This window comes from Shewanella scandinavica (genome assembly GCF_031932065.1).
Lineage (GTDB): Bacteria > Pseudomonadota > Gammaproteobacteria > Enterobacterales > Shewanellaceae > Shewanella > Shewanella baltica.
On record NZ_JAUOES010000046.1, the window covers coordinates 1 to 16,031 of the forward strand.

The following is a 16,031-nucleotide window of genomic DNA, read 5'->3' on the forward strand; positions in this document are numbered from 1 at the left end:
AGCAAATTCACCCCCTAGTGAATATGGTTCACCAGCTAGTGAACGTGGTTCACCACCCCTAGTGAATCTGGTTCACCCAGAATCTATCAATCTTGAATCTATCAATGAATCTTTAAAAGACTCTTGTCCAGCAACCAGTGCTAAGTCGGTTTTCAATGCGTTTTTCAAAGCGTATCCCGCCCATCGCAAAGGCGGCTCGGATTCGGCTGCGTGGAAAGCGTGGAAGGCCGAAAAGCTGACCGACGCCGATTGTGTGTTGGCGGTGAGCTGGTTGAAGGAAGCTGCGGCGCTGGATACGAGTTGGGGCTTTAGCGCCAACGGCCAGTTTGTGCTCGGTATTACCAAGTTTATCCGCGAACGCCATTGGCTAACGCCGTTGCCAAGACCGATGGCCGCCGTTGGACAAGTGGATTGGAGCTACGCGGTGTATGACCCAGAGGACCCCTTGATATGACTGCCAACCAAAATGCGAGCATGAAATCACTGCAAACCTTGATTCGCCAGCCGCTGGTTGGGCAAGGGCGTGTTAGCCAACCTGAGCCCACGGCGATGGACATGGCGATTGTGGACAGCGTGTTTAGCAAGTTGCGGGTGTTGTTCCCGGTGAGTGCGCCACGGCCTGAGGACGAAGCGACCCACAAAGCCGAGTGGCTTAAGACCTTGGCCGCGCAGGGGATTGCGAGTCGCGAACAAGTGCAAGCGGGGCTGAATCGCGCTAGACGCGAGCAGGGCGATAGGCAGTTTTGGCCGACACCGCGCCAGTTTGCGCTGTGGTGCCAACCGACAGCCTGTGATTTAGGGCTGCCGAAGTTAGAGGCGGCGTTTAAGGAGGCAACCCGCCATTACCATCACCCTGGTAAGCATACGTGGAGCCATGATGTGGTGCGCTTAGCGGTGCGTGAAACGGGCAGTTGGATGTTTGCGACCGGGCTCGAAAAGGACGTGTTGATGACCTTTGAGCGCAATTACACAGTGTTATGCAGACGCTTTAGCCGTGGCGAGTTGACTGATATTGAGTTGCCTAAAGCACTACCAGAAACAGTGACGCGGCCCACTGAGGCGGCAAAGGCGAAATCAATTATTGCCAATTTACGTGCAAACTTTGGGCTTAAGGGGGCAAACGATGGCGAGTAAACCTCTGACCCAGCGCGAACGCTTAATGCGCATCATCACAGGCAAACGGTTTTGGACCCTGTTTGAAATCCAGCAAGAGAGCTTTAACCGTTTTGGGGTTCACGACAGCGAGACAGCCTTAAGTGCGCGGTTTCGGGATATGCCGATGAATCAGCGGGTAAAGCGCATACGCTCGGGTACCCATCACACCTTTGAATATCGGTTGGAGGGCTAGATGGCGCAGATTGTGACAGCAACAGGCGTAGAGCAAGGCAAGTTAAACGATGCGGTGTTGCGCCGTTGGTTGCGGGCAGGGATAACGCGAGACTTTCGGGACACGCAGTTTCCGGCGGTGCGGTTACGGGCCTCGACCGATAGACGCCAAGCCTCGGTGTATTTAGTGATGAACGAAGCGGGCAAAACCGTGTGGCAAAAGCAGGGCGTGTGGCCAGTGATGTGCTTGAAGACCTTTTTAACCGAGTTACCCAGTTTGCTCGCCAAACGCAGTATGGGCCAAGTGGTAATCAGCAACGAGTTTGCGACCGTCGCGCAATTGCTGGCGTGGTTTGTCACCCATGTGGAATGCAACCGCACCTTAAGCAACAGCTGGCGCAGTAACTGTAAATCGTTAGTGAGTAAACATCTCAGCGGCTGCTTTGGTGAGTTACCGCTCAATGAGCTGAACTTTATTGCGGTGGACAGTTATTTAATCAAACCCATGTTGGCGCAAGGCTATTCGGCTAATTACATCAAAGCCGCGGTAAAGGTGTTGAAACGAGCGCTATCGGTTGCGGCCGATTTACGGGTGTTAGACAGCAATAGCTTGGCGGGGTATCGGGTGCAAATGAGTTTGAAGATGCCGCCTTTGGTGGGCACGCAATTAAGCGAGTCGGACGTGGGCCCATTATTCAGCGCATTGCGAAATGCAGCAAGACCGGTGGCTATGTTGTTTGTGTTGATGCTGATGTTCGGTACCCGCATAGGGGAAACCCGTTTAGCACGTTGGGACCACTTTGCCGGCGATTACTGGTTTATTCCCGCCGAGAATGCCAAGAACCGCCAAGAGCACCGCTTACCTATGACGCCGACAGCCAAGAAGCTCATTACCCATTATGCCCAGTGGCAATACACGCATGTGGGCAAGCGGGCGTTTTTGTTCCCAGGCGAAGTAGGGCCGGTGAGCATTCGCACTGCGCAGTATTGGAGTGAAACGATTCGGTTTAAGGCGTTTACCTCGCATGCGCTGCGCAAACTGTGCCGCACCATTATTGCCGATATGGGCGTAGATACCATGGTGGGTGAGCGGATTTTGAATCACACCTTGCCATTATTACTGCGCACTTACGTCAACAGCACCTTAGATAAGGGCATGTTGATGGCGTTGGATGCCTACCATGCACACTTAATCACGCTAGGTTTTGATGATGTGGCGCCTGAGATTATGCGCCAATCGACCACTGAGCCGAGTGAGCCAGACGAGCCAATGTTAGTGGGGTGGTTATGACGCTAACAATGACAATCACAAAAACAATCACAAATAAAACGAGTGGGTTATGGACTTCACGCAGGAGGATTTATGGCTAATCGCGCCGCGGATGTATTGAAAGTAGGGCGCCGTTTACGGGGCATGACCCAAGACGAAGTGGCTGAGATTTACGGCATTAGCCGCAACACTTATCAACGTTGGGAAAATGGCCGTACTACTGCGCCCTATGACGATGTGACATCGATATGCCTTGATGTGTTTAAGCTTTCGATTGAGAAGATAAATGAGGTGGCCAATGGGCTTTAGCGATGAACCCGAGCAGAGGATGAACATTAAGGCGTTGCGGTTAGGGCTGTATCGCTGGGGCCGTTATTGGGTGTACCAAGAATTGGGCAAGGGGTTTTCGAACCGCAGCGCCTGCGACCGCTTAGGCGAAGCACTGGGCGGCGGCAACTTAAAGCACGAACTCAACGTGCCTGCCCACGTCGCCCATTTTGACCAGCTCGTTGAGCAGTTATCCATTAACTGCAAACGTGCCATTCGCGCCCATTACCTGTGCAAAGAGCAGTGGGCCTTAATGGGATTTGACAGTAAAAAGTCTTACATCTTCTGGCTAAGAAAAGCCGAAATGGCACTGCTAGATAGGATGGGTTAGAAAGAACGCCCTCTTACGAGGGCTGGCGGGTTAGACGGTTGTCCACCAAGACTGCTAACCCGTTGATTGGATTTTATCAAAGGTTCGGCCCGTTATCTCGGTAAATATGCCGGTTTCACTTTTCATTGCAATGGGAATAACCTTGGCCATTTAAGTTGCTTAACCAACAAGGGAGTTTATGAAGCAAGATGTGGCGGCTTACATGAAATATCACAACTTGGAGCAACTTCATTTTGCTAATGATGGTCTGTCACCGGTAGAGTTTGAAAATTCTCAACTAAAAGTGCCTAGTTTGGGTTGACCAGTACAATCTGATCATGGTGACACCGATTAATTCACTGATTGTTCAACAACGCCGCCGATAATCCAAATATTGCATAGTTCTTGCCCCCATCTTTCAAGACAGCATTTAACATCACACCTCCCAAATACAGACAATAATCGCAACTTTTTTAGGTTTCCCTGTGATAACTAATCGCTGATATCCGCTCTTAAAACGAGTGGATATATCTAGCACAAGTACATACATCACAAAAAATTAAATTGAATTATATTTCAGCGTTATATTTGACGCTGTTCACATATTATCAATAAAAATCATAAAATTTCAATTTCACAATCGGAAAAAAGAATATTTCAATCATTGAAAAATATGTGCAACCTCATAGTTCTAAATGTTAACTATAAAACAATCAAATAACAACCTAGGCAATAAGCATTAAAAGGAGCAATATATAACACATAAATAAAGCTAAGAGTTTACTAAAGTGAATATAAATAGTCTTAATTACCTTCAGCTTAGAGTTTTACTTTCAATTTATAAGAATGGGCAAGGCAACATTGCTGCCACGGAGCTTGGCTTATCAAACTGTAACGTCACTCGTACGTTAAACATACTTAGAGATATATTTAATGATTCATTGTTTATTCGAAAGTCTAATGGATTAATTCCAACCACAAAGTTAGAAGAAATCATTCCACATGCCAAATATCTGGTTGAACAATATCAATTGCTGGAACGTCAACATTCTGTTTTTACTCCTAGTGAATCTAGTGGTCATTTTGTAATACGTGCTTATGATGAATTTGTTTATGCAGTTCACACCGTGATCGCTAATTATATTCAACCAGAAGCGCCAAATCTTAGATTTGATGTCCGTAGCTTAAGTCACGACTGTAACAATGAACTAATTACAGGTGATATCGATTTTGTTGTTGTTTATGAAGGTTTTGATGACATCAGACTTAACAACGAAATCTTCTCGGAAACCGGAGATATCTACATTTTGGCTAATCATAATCACCCAATATTAGAGGGTGAGATGTCATTGGAGCAATTATCACATTATCCGTTATTAGAGATCGATAACTATAACGATCTCAGTTGTCCATTACTAGTCAATCTATGTCGTGACAAAGGATTGCAAATGGATATTGCGGGGTATACAGACAGTGTTGCAACAGCCATGCAAATCCTGGCGCAATCAAACAGCATCACGCTAAGTTGTAACCAATTCACTCGTCGATTTGTTGATATGATCCCAACAGTACTTTATCGAAGATTAACTGATGAAATGATTAAAGATATTAAGGAAATTCGTAGCGAACAAAGAGCAGTTGGAAATTATATTCTCTATGGGAACATAAATAACTCCCCTGCATTCAATTGGGTTAAATCAAAACTAATTTACGGATTAGAGAGAGAATGGCGATTAGCTTCAGCTAGTTAAGAGATATGTCACACGTCAATAAAGAGGTAGTTAATGGAGTTCACACTTTTTTGTATCGCGGCCTTTGCTGCTTATCTGGTGTTAAAAAAACCAGAAAAAGAGTCGCTCGCAGACAAATTATTATTTGGTTGCATTGGTTTAAGTTTCTTCATTTGGATAATGATGTCCTGGGGCATTTTACTTCCTATCGGCAATTACTAAAGGGCTACCATGAAAGAGCATTTATTTAATAAGCTAGCTTCATTTGCTTCTATTATTATCATGGCATTACCCGTTGGTATTGCTTGTTTTATTTTCGGATTTATTTATTTAGATAACCCTTGCGCATTTTGCTGGCAAGAACGAACAGCCATGATTTTAGTAGCGCTAACGGCTCTCTATATCGTTCGCTTTGGCCTAAAACCCAAATATATCGCAGCGCTAGTTTGGCTTGGAATATATGGGGCTTTTATGGCCTCAGTTCATACATCTATCAATTTAGGTAGCGATATTGGTCAAGGTTTCTCACTGAAAATCATGGGAGCTCATACCTATACTTGGGCGTTATTCGTATTTGTCACTGTCCTTATTGTGGTGGCATTACTCATGCTTACACTTGGCAATAAGTTCCCGAATAACGGCTACGGCAAGCAACCACTCGATACGCTCCCTAAGGTTGCCTGTTGGATATTCCTGGTCGTGATCAGTGGCAATATTGTCCAAGCCTTTACACAAACAGGTCCTCTTCCCTTCGTAGGTCAAGATAGCCCTGGTCGAGTCTCTTTTAACCCTCAATACATGAGTTGGGAACTCGACCACTGGCCAACTTATGCACCTAATGCCCGCGGTGCTTACGCTATTGATAATCCAGAGATTGAATCTTGGCAACCAACCGAAGCACAATTTTCTGATGCACCTAGAGTTAAGTTAGTCGCAGAACAAGTGCTGCCATCGGAGATAAGCGGACGCGTGACTGCCATTGACTATCAGGCTGAAGCAGGAATTTATGCCCTGACGACGACCGATAATTGGGTCTATATCCTCGATAAGCAAATGCAAATCCTCAGCAAGGCGCAAATTGATGGCATGTATATGCTGCATATTGAAACGCTTCATGGGGTTGCCTTTACTTCAACTAACAGCTTGCTGGTGATGGGATTCAATAAAGCATGGGTTGAATTAACCTTAGATCCTACACAAAACTGGGAAATGAACTATCGCCGTTTTAACCAAAGCAGCGATGGTATAGGCGAAATCGCTCGCGGCCAGTTCAGCACGGTACGCGCTAAAACCAGTTACAGCTTGGCATTGGGTTACAGCAGCACACTCGAACAATTTGTCACTGTGACGACCCGCGATGCGCTCAACGAACACTTAGTGTTATCACGCTTTGACCGCACAGATATGACGCTCTCTGCCGAATCTAATCTGCAAGGACTCCCTGCATTACCACAGGTAACAGGTATCAGCGTTCAAGGTGAACAAGCATGGCTCCTCAACAACGACGGTAGCGAGGTATTAAAACTCAATCTGCTCACTGGTGAAGTAGCACCTATGGCCAAACTTGCAGGCACAACCAATCCGCAAGGACTATTAGTACAGGATGGCAAGCTGTTGACCATCAGCCAGATCAATGGGCAAAACCTACTACAAACCTATGTGATGTAAGTAATTTCGCCCCGGGCTTTTCTCGGGGCACGCCGGCTACCCGGCAATATAAAAGGCACAAAACCAATAATCAAAATGAACCTAAGGTTCAAAACATAGTGGGTGATGACGATGAAAATCGATAGACGCACGTTTTTGCAGGGAGCTGCAGCAAGCGCTGTGCTGTCCTCTCTGTCAGGGTTAACCCCCGGTATTGCAAATGCTAAAGAACCGGGAGCTAATACGGGACTATTAGCAAAACGAGAAGGGGAGATAAAGTACCACACTTGCCAACGTAACTGCGCTGACCGCTGTCTGCTCAAGTTTACGGTGCAAAATGGCCGTATGACCTATGTAGAGGGAGCTTCAGAGATGAAGAAGATGGGCACATCTCCCTGCGTTAAAGGCCACGCCTACGTACAATACACCTATGCGGCGGATCGTATTCTCCACCCCATGGAACGCGCGGGCAAAAAAGGCGAAGGCAAATGGCGCCGTATCTCTTGGGATGAAGCCTATGCCAAAATTGCTAGCCGACTGCAGCAGATCATTAAAGACCACGGAGCCGATTCAATTTTGCCCTATAGCTACTCAGGTCATGAGGGGGTTATCGGTAAATACGGCGGACCAAGCCGTTTCTTTAATGCTATTGGTGCACGCAAGCTTGACCGAAAGGTTTGTGTATTCGCCGCTTATGAGGGCTTAAAGTCGGTTACTGGTACCTACCAAGGACCCGATCCCTACGACAATATCTATACCAACTGCTATATTTCTTGGGGGCAAAATGAAACCGCCACCAATGTGCATGGCATCAAGTTCATTAACCAAGCGCGCGACAAAGGTGCCAAACTGTTAGTAGTTAACCCTATTCGCACACCTATCGCCTCACAAGCAGATATCTGGTTGCAACCTAGACCCAGTACCGATACCCATTTGGCTTCAGGCATCATGAAGTATCTGATTGAGCACGACTTGGCCGATCTCGAGTTTATCAAGGCAAACACCTTGGGTTACGAGCAACTGCTTATACGCCTCAATGAGATGAGCTATGAAGAGATTGAGCGTGTCACTGGTGTACCAACAGCCAAGATGTTTGAGTTTGCTAAAGTCTATGGTGAATCAGAGCTTTCTGTATTGCGCTTAGGCTACGGTATGCAACGTAACTTCAACGGTGCTCGTATGTCACGGGCCATCGCAATGATGCACGCTGTTGCAGGCCAATATGGAAAGATTGGTAATGGCTTTATTTACGACAACACCCAAGCAGATGACAGTTTAAACTACAGTAAAGGTCGTGCCGACCATATTCACCCTAACCCAGATACAGTGGGCCATGTGAACATGACAGAAATTGCCAAAGCGCTCGATCCTGAAAACCCTATAGCCTATGGGAAACCGATCAAACCGATTAAGGCGGTCATTAACTACAATGGTAACTTTGTCTCGGTTGCACCCGATTCAAATGCCTGCCGCCGTGGCGCCATGCGCGATGATCTGTTCTTGGTTGTCCATGACTTCTTGATGACAGATACTGCTGAATTAGCTGATATCATTGTGCCTTCCACCACCCAGTTTGAGTTCCCAGACATGGGCACAGACTACAACTGTTACCATATGCAAACCTCTGAAAAAGTTATTGAGCCGTTAGGTGAATCTAAAGATAACTGGATCTTCTTTAAAGAGTTAGGTGCCCATATGGGACTCGACCGATTCCCCGAGATGCGCGTTGATTACGAGCAGATACTACGTGACTTCCTTGACACCGAAGAGCCTGCCTTTAGACACAACAACATTACTTATGAGCAGATCATTCGCGACAAATTTGTCACCGTCTATGATCAACGGCCTTACTTCGGCGATGGCAAATATAAGACAGACAGTGGCAAGATTGAGTTCTATTCAGAGATGATGAAAGAGGCTGGTTTCCACCCAGTTATTGACTTCGGATTACCTGAAGATGAGATGCTCCCTGAAGAGAAAAACTTGCCATTCCGTTTACTGTCACCTGCGATTCCGCAACGCGCAAACAGCGCCTTCTATAACGTGAAGTATATTCGTAACTTCCCAGCGTATTTTGCCAAGATTAACACTGAAGATGCGGCAGAGTTAGGGATTAATAATAACGACAGAGTCAGACTCAATAACCAACGAGGCGAAGCCTTTTTTATTGCTCAGGTATCGACCCAAGTCGTTCGCGGTACCGTGATGGCACCTAAAAATAACTGGCGCCGCATGGACCCTCAAGGTAAAGCAAGCTGTACCAATAACCTGACCACTGACACCCTGACCGATATGGGCGGCTGCTCTGCATATCATTCTACCCGTGTCGCACTCACCAAAGCCTAAGGAGTAACTGATGTCATTAAATAAGAAATTGGGCTTTGTATTCAGACAAGAGAACTGTGTCGGCTGTGGAGCGTGTACCGTAGCCTGCCAAATCCACAATGAATTGCCCGAAAACCATCGTTTTCGTAAAGTTGATCGCTATGAAGTTAAGCGCGCTGACGGCGCTATCGATGTGTGGTTGTCCCATGCGTGTATGCACTGTGAAAACCCAGCATGCCTAATGGTCTGCCCAGCCAAAGCCTACCATGTTCGTGATGACGGCATTGTGGTACTAGATCGAGAGAAATGTACAGGATGTGGCCTTTGCGCCAGCGCCTGCCCATATGATGCGGTCAGCATTCGTGAAGACGATGGTAAAGCCGACAAGTGTAATATGTGTGTCGAGCTACTCGATCGCGGCATGAAACCAGCTTGCGTCAGTGGTTGCCCTGTGGAGTGTCTTGATGTTGGTAATCTGCAAGAGACACTCAAACGTCCATCTGCGAGTAAAGAAGGCATTGGCTATAGTGACTGTATTACCAAGCCTAACCTAGTGATCATTAAGGAACGCGCATAATGACAATCCAATATGGCCCGATAGCAATGGCTTATCATGCCTTTAAATCAATGATGTTTGCTCCTTCTGACACTCATGCGCTCGTGGGGTTAATAACCTATCTGCAGCAAGCACGTCCAGAAAGCCCATTACTGAATGAGGCGATGAAGTTTAGCAGTGATGCATCCGAATTAGAGTTCGACTTTAACCGCATGTGTATCGGGCCATATAAGTTATTAGTCGCCCCCTACGAGTCAGTGTATCTGAGCGGTAACCATCAAATTTTTACCGAAGAAACAGTTCGGGTTGCAGAGTTTTACCAACAAATTGGCCTCATTATCGACGATAGTTTTAATGAGCCAGCCGATTTCATTGGTAATGAACTCGAATTCCTGTACTGCTTGCATGCCATGGCTTTTGAGCAACATACGCTCGATAAACATGAGTATGTGTTGACACTGAACGAACTTGCAGATGAATTTCTTGCAATGCACCTAGGTCGTTGGATAACCCCATTTTGCGAGGGAATTATCCAACATGCCACTCAAGCATTCTGGCGCGAGTTCGCCAAAGAGTTACTGCACTTTATCAATGAACAACATCAAACCGTTAAGCATTAACGGGTATACCGATGAGTCGTCTAACCATGGTGTCATTATCAACCGTGGTTAGACCCAATACGCGGCCACTGCGTGTCGCAAGGAGTTATTAATGAGTAAAGCAATAAGATGGTTCAGCCTTATTGTACTCAGCCTATTTGCATCCAGTTATGCATTGGCTGACGAGGTCGCTACGCTGCAGCCGCAGCAGTGGCAAACAATTGAAGAACATGCGATTGCCGGTGACATTCCTGAGATCCGTGGCATGCCAACACAACCCGAACTGCTGATGCCCGCATCAGTCCCTGAGCAGGCCGATGAGTCAATCCTGGCTTATTTGGGCGCCACCGATAGCATCGCGTTTTTACTCTTTGCGAGCCTATTTGGTGTGACTATTGTCTTCATCGCTTTTGTGATTATTAACGGCGTGTCAAAACTGGATCATGGGTTTTCAGGCAAGTTAATTAAACGTTGGTCAGGTTTAAGTGTCAGTGTGCACTGGCTAGGAGCCATCCCCTGCATTTTGCTTATGTTAACGGGTTTGGTATTGGGCGGCGGTCGTCTCTACTTTGAGCCTGGTATGAACGCAGGTGCTTGGTCGGCCTTGGCCGGATTATCGAGTGGCTTGCATGAGCTTATGGCGTGGCCATTTATCCTAGGTTATCTGCTGATGATCATTATGTGGGCACCTAAGCAGTTCCCAGCAAGTTATGATCTTAAATGGTTTGCTGTCTTGGGTGGTTATATCAACATGGGCAAAAAACAGCACCCTGATGCAGGTTTTGCCAATGCGGGCGAAAAGCTGTGGTTCTGGGTGTTTGCCATATTTGGCGGTGTAATGGTGGTCTCAGGGCTAACCATGATGTTCCCCGCTACATTTGAGGTCACTAAAAATACCGCCAACTTGATGCTGCTATTGCACATAGGCTCAACCATCATCATCAGTGCATTCTCTGTGGTACATATCTTTATGGCAACAGTGATGTCAGAGGGCGGCATGTCTAACATGACCTCTGGCTATTGCGATGAAAACTGGGCCAAACAACATCATAACCTTTGGTTTAACGACCTGAAAAAAGCAGGGAAAGTGTAAAACCAAACCTAGGCTGAGTGCGCTGGCGCTCAGCTTCTTCATCTTCAATTACGCGTATGTGAAAGCCATTTGCCGACTCTTTTAAATAGAGCTTGGGGGCTATGCACATGCCAAAAACCGTAAAAGTAAGGTTTACACCAATGAAAACATGTCATATTTCACGTAAAACAGCCCTGATTATTGCCATGGGTTTAAGCGCCTCACAGGCCTATGCGGCCGAGGCCGATGCGTTATCGACACAGGTGGAAGCGCTCAATCAACGCATTGCACAATTAGAGCAAAACACGGCACCGTCACAGTTTAAAAACAGCCAAGTCAGCCTGTACGGCTCGATTCGCCCAACCTTAAGCTACCTTGATGAAGGTGATGAACAAACATGGGACGTTAGGGATGCACTGTCTCGTATCGGCATTAAAGCCAGCACAGAATTTGCCGATGGCTGGCAAGCCATTGCTCAAGGTGAATGGAATGTTGATATTGCCAATTCAGGTAACTTTGGCAAAGCCCGTCAAGCTTATGCCGCTATTGCTTCACCTTACGGCCAAGTCGGTATAGGTAAACAGCGCCCAGCGCAATACACCTTAGTGGCCGAGTACGTGGATATCTTTAACCACGGCAACAGCCCATATGCCTATGATCACGAAAGTCCATTTTTTGTCGATAACTTTGTCACCTACCAATTGGTCAGCAATGGCTTAACCTTTATGGCAGGTGTGCAAGTTGATGGTAACCAAGGCGACAGTAATGCCGATATGATTAACCTTGGTTTGGGCTACGACACTGGCGCCCTGCATTTAGGTTTAGGTTATGTCACCCAAGACACCCTAATTGACGGTAAAGTCGGCGGTGATAACCAAACATTGGGCGGTGTAGCGGCTTATACCTTTAACAACGGTCTCTATGTCGCCGTTAGCTACCAAGACAAGCAATATAATTTCGACCAGTCACTCACCAATGCCGACCGCAGTGGCAGCACTTTAGATACGGCGTTGGCCTATCCACTCAACGATGAGTACAAAATCAAACTAGGGTATTTTCAGTTTAAAGATGGCATCAAGGGTAATGGCTCTGCTGACTACGATGGCTTTAACACCACACTAGAGTGGAATCCTCTCAGCAATGTGCGTGTGCACCTTGAGTACCTGGATAAAAGCTTGGAGAACGGCAACGATGACCAAGCAGTAACTATCGGCTTTAGATATGACTTCAACCTGACTTGGCAAGGCTAATTTAGCCCTCAATCGCTAAGCCATCCAAAGAGGCTGCTTCCCAGCCTCTTTATTTCACACCACGTTGTGGAGAGTTCAAATTGATAGGATTTAGAAAATCGCTCATCGCGTCGATGGTGGCTTTGGTCACCCTCTGTTTGTTGGTTTCCAACTGGTTGTCTTATATGGAAATAAAGCAAAACACCATTGACAGCGCCAACGAGAAACTCACCGATGTGGTAAAATATGAGTCCAGTAATATTGAAAACTGGTTTAAAGAGAAAGCCGATGCCATCGATGCTCTGGCTTTGCACTATCAGGCTGGCACGTATCGGGACAATTATGTCAATGCGGCCAGAATGGCTACCGACGTAGGCGGTGTCGCTCGTATCTACTTTGGCTTTGATGACGGTAGTGCTTACTCAACGGAGACCAATGCCAAGTGGAGAAATGGTAAAGCAATACCAGAAAAATACGACCCACGCGTTCGTCCATGGTATCGACAAGGCAAATCATCTCACAACCTTGATATTACCGACATCTATGTCGATGATGGCACTGGGCACGATGTTATCTCCATCTTAAAGAACCTCGGCAACGGCGTTGTGCTTGGCGATATTGAACTCACCTACCTGAGTGAAACCGTCAAGGCTGTTGACTACCTTGGCGCAGTCACATTGATCACAGACCAAACAGGTAAAGTACTGGCATCAGAATCAAGTAAGCTAGTGACTGGCACGCGATTTTCTGACTTTGGCTTGGGACAAGTAGAACAAAAACTATTGTCCAATGATGAGGTGATGCAGGAATACAGCATAGATGGCCAAGATACATTAGCCTTCTCTAAAGCGATTAAACTCGTCAACGGCAAAAAGTGGTATCTGTTTGTTGGGCTCGACAAATCGGTGGCCTATGCCGCTGTGGACAAAGCACTTTATAGTGCTCTACTCTCATCGGGAATAATGCTCGCCTTAGCGATTGCTACCTTGCTGGGCGTGCTCTCTATCCTCTACCGACCGATTCTATCACTAAAACAGATGGTGAGTGAATTGTCGCACGGCAATGGCGATCTCACTCGACGCTTAGAGGTTAGAACAGATGATGATTTAGGCCAGATCTCTAAGGGGATTAATCTCTTTATTGAGCAGCTGCAACGTATGATGCTAGAAGTGTTGCAATCGTCCACTCATATCGCCAATAGTGTTGAGCGTCTTAAAGCTGAAACCGACGCTAATAGTGTAATACTGACAGCTCACGCCACCGAAACCGAACAGATTGTTGCCGCCATTGAGGAGATGAGTGCGACGGCAAACGATGTAGCGCGCAACGGTGCAGAAACCGCCTCGTTCACTCAGATCACCAAGCAGCAAACATTAGCGTCAAAATCGGTTGTCGCCGACGCCACGGATACCGTTGCCAAATTGGTGAGAGAAGTGGAAAACACCTCTGCCAGCATTGCGCAAATAGATAGAGATACTGTCAATATTACTCAAGTGCTAAAAGTCATTGGCGAGATAGCCGATCAAACTAACCTATTAGCACTCAATGCCGCCATCGAGGCTGCCCGAGCAGGTGAACAAGGTCGTGGCTTTGCCGTGGTGGCCGACGAGGTAAGAGCATTAGCGGCACGAACCCAATCCAGTACCGCTGAAATCGAGGTGACGCTCTATACACTAACAGAAACCTCAAAAACCGCCATCTCGTCGATGGATATCACTAAAAATACCTGCCTTAAAACTGCCGACACCACCAAAAAAGTGGCGAGCGATCTTGATACCATTGGCAGCTCTGTCGATCGTATTAATGATCTCAATGCGCAAATAGCCACTGCTGCAGAGGAGCAAAGCTCGGTTTCCAATGAGATCACTCGCAACATGTCTGCCATTTGTGAAATGGCTAATGAGTTATCGGTCAACGGTGAGAGTACCGCTAATGAAACATTAAATTTGGCAGCAGCCAACCAACAACTTACGCTTATCGTTAATCAGTTCAAATTAACCTAAGCACTGAATAGCCGTAAGATTATTGCAGTAACCTCAGAAAACAGTGTGCACTAAATGACAATTAATCGCATGTAATCTTGCTACCTAAAGCCATTATGATCACCAACTGCGTCTATCATGAGTAAATATACTGCACCGACATTTTCTCTTTCGCTGCTGCATCACAAGTTGTTCAGGTCTAATCCCATCGGACGGTTAAGATGTAAGACACTTTTGATTTATTACAAAAATTCGTGCAAGCAATGAGTTAGCAAGGTGTAATGAGGAATCGCTTTAAGTGATTTTGGTCGGATAGGCGACACCTGTTACCAGGTGCCGCCCTCCTAAGGACCGTACGTGCAACTTTCATTGCATACGGCTCAAGCCTCCACTAAGGCGCACTTGCGGTTGTCAGGAGGAACGTCCTTTCACGATTCTGCTCCTGCCCAGCATCTGCTGGACTTCGTTACATTGTGTGACTTGCTACTTTATTCAGAGCCATAGGGTCATCTGGTGATACAGATGGTTCACTCTTATCGTGGTGAACAGCGCTCCATACGACTTACGTAGCACGGGCAGAAGTGAGCTAAAGCAACCTGTCGGATCTAATTGCATCGTGATTTGAATATTGACAGGTTAAGTCACTAATCCAGTTCAATCGTGTGTTCAGTTCGACCTGTTCTTAGACCACTATTTTCACCTTCAAACGTGTCACTCGATAACATTACGCTTCATGCCCTGTCGTCAGCTTTAACCAATCCCAATACACATAATGAGCCGTGGGCAGTAATGCGCTAATGCCGGTGGTCGATGATGGTGGGTACCTAAGCATGTTGTTCCGCTGGTTCTATGATCCTGCCGTGTTTACCTGCAGCTGTGTCCGCTGATCTCACGCTGGCTAATTGCTTGTTGGGATAAGGGGATGGATAGGGCTGATACCAAGCATTAAGGTGCATGCTTCCGTTCGTTAGCTGCTTAATACCTGCAGATGTATTAGTCGTTCAGGCATTTACATCATGTCTGTGGGTGAAGTCAGTAATGTTAGGGCGGATATAGGCGTGTTATGCGACGATGACGAGTGAGAATACCGCACGTTTTCCTAGTTGTAGTTGTTGCTTATATGTTATATGGCGATAGGGGGATTACGCCATTCGAGTTCAACAGTACTTCGATGCGGCCTAGATAATCCCTAGATAGCCTCAAAAAGTTGGGAGCACTCAAACCCATGCAGCAGTAAGGCTACAGGCGAGTCGTTGCATCAACCCTAGAGGAGGATGCAACGGCTCGCTTTTGTTGCTTCTGTGTTAACGCTTCAAGGGCGTAAAGGGGAGGGCAAAAGGTGAGTTTTTTGGTAGTTCTGGGTGAATTGATGGCGCCTAAATGGATCCTTCTATTCGGCTCACTGTTTCGGTCGCGGCCTCATCCTGCGAAGGCGTTATCCGCTCGCCGTTTTTGGTTATGAAAAGTAGGCAAACTGGGATGATCGACACACTGTTTTTGGGTGATTGAACGCGTTTTTAGGCTCATGCTGCCTTAATCTGAATTGTTATTTATATGTTTCTATTTGATGGGTGTTGTTCAGTGTGTTGCACCAATATGGTTCAACCGTTTTTCGATGCGGCCTAGATAATCCCTAGATAGCCTCAAAAAGTTGGGAG

The 16,031-nt window shown here is 46.7% G+C and carries 13 protein-coding genes and 2 pseudogenes; all 15 read left to right on the forward strand.

Going from position 1 to position 16,031, the window contains the following annotated elements; genetic code table 11:
* Positions 1-454 (forward strand): annotated as a pseudogene (locus tag Q4Q50_RS21755) (helix-turn-helix domain-containing protein); the annotation flags it as partial.
* Positions 451-1,134 (forward strand): replication protein P, encoded by a 684-nt coding sequence (locus Q4Q50_RS21760; RefSeq protein ID WP_311901101.1) that lies wholly within the window; start codon positions 451-453, stop codon positions 1,132-1,134. The pseudogene Q4Q50_RS21755 and the gene Q4Q50_RS21760, both read left to right, overlap by 4 nt.
* The gene (locus Q4Q50_RS21765; protein WP_311901103.1) at positions 1,124-1,348 is read left to right on the forward strand and encodes a hypothetical protein; all 225 of its coding nucleotides are present in this window, start codon (positions 1,124-1,126) and stop codon (positions 1,346-1,348) included. Before Q4Q50_RS21760 ends, Q4Q50_RS21765 begins: the two co-directional genes overlap by 11 nt.
* A complete protein-coding gene (locus Q4Q50_RS21770) occupies positions 1,349-2,617 on the forward strand; it encodes a tyrosine-type recombinase/integrase (RefSeq protein WP_311901105.1) in 1,269 nt (422 codons plus the stop codon).
* 72 nt (positions 2,618-2,689) lie between these two features.
* Entirely contained in the window at positions 2,690-2,905 is a 216-nt protein-coding gene (locus tag Q4Q50_RS21775) for a helix-turn-helix transcriptional regulator (protein WP_006082023.1), read from the forward strand.
* Entirely contained in the window at positions 2,895-3,254 is a 360-nt protein-coding gene (locus Q4Q50_RS21780; RefSeq protein ID WP_311901107.1) for a hypothetical protein, read from the forward strand. Before Q4Q50_RS21775 ends, Q4Q50_RS21780 begins: the two co-directional genes overlap by 11 nt.
* Positions 3,255-3,417: 163 nt before the next feature.
* A pseudogene (locus tag Q4Q50_RS21785) lies at positions 3,418-3,555 on the forward strand (IS3 family transposase); the annotation flags it as partial.
* Positions 3,556-4,021: 466 nt separating this feature from the next.
* A complete protein-coding gene (locus Q4Q50_RS21790; protein ID WP_012089444.1) occupies positions 4,022-4,984 on the forward strand; it encodes a LysR substrate-binding domain-containing protein in 963 nt (320 codons plus the stop codon).
* A 450-nt stretch (positions 4,985-5,434) separates the two neighbouring features.
* Complete coding sequence (locus tag Q4Q50_RS21795; RefSeq protein WP_371824888.1) at positions 5,435-6,631, forward strand: disulfide bond formation protein DsbB; 1,197 nt, start codon at positions 5,435-5,437, stop codon at positions 6,629-6,631.
* A 111-nt stretch (positions 6,632-6,742) separates the two neighbouring features.
* Positions 6,743-8,956 (forward strand): molybdopterin-dependent oxidoreductase, encoded by a 2,214-nt coding sequence (locus Q4Q50_RS21800; protein ID WP_311901109.1) that lies wholly within the window; start codon positions 6,743-6,745, stop codon positions 8,954-8,956.
* Positions 8,957-8,966: 10 nt separating this feature from the next.
* Positions 8,967-9,512 (forward strand): 4Fe-4S dicluster domain-containing protein, encoded by a 546-nt coding sequence (locus Q4Q50_RS21805; RefSeq protein WP_012089441.1) that lies wholly within the window; start codon positions 8,967-8,969, stop codon positions 9,510-9,512.
* Positions 9,512-10,111 carry a TorD/DmsD family molecular chaperone gene (locus tag Q4Q50_RS21810; RefSeq protein ID WP_012089440.1) on the forward strand — a complete coding sequence of 200 codons (600 nt, stop codon included), beginning with the start codon at positions 9,512-9,514 and terminating at the stop codon, positions 10,109-10,111. Before Q4Q50_RS21805 ends, Q4Q50_RS21810 begins: the two co-directional genes overlap by 1 nt.
* Before the next feature lie 91 nt (positions 10,112-10,202).
* A complete protein-coding gene (locus Q4Q50_RS21815; RefSeq protein WP_311901111.1) occupies positions 10,203-11,183 on the forward strand; it encodes a formate dehydrogenase subunit gamma in 981 nt (326 codons plus the stop codon).
* 140 nt (positions 11,184-11,323) lie between these two features.
* The gene (locus Q4Q50_RS21820; protein ID WP_041411181.1) at positions 11,324-12,412 is read left to right on the forward strand and encodes a porin; all 1,089 of its coding nucleotides are present in this window, start codon (positions 11,324-11,326) and stop codon (positions 12,410-12,412) included.
* A gap of 113 nt (positions 12,413-12,525) precedes the next feature.
* Positions 12,526-14,394: a methyl-accepting chemotaxis protein gene (locus Q4Q50_RS21825; protein ID WP_049770357.1), complete on the forward strand. Its 1,869-nt coding sequence runs from the start codon at positions 12,526-12,528 to the stop codon at positions 14,392-14,394.
* The last annotated feature ends 1,637 nt before the right edge of the window (positions 14,395-16,031 follow it).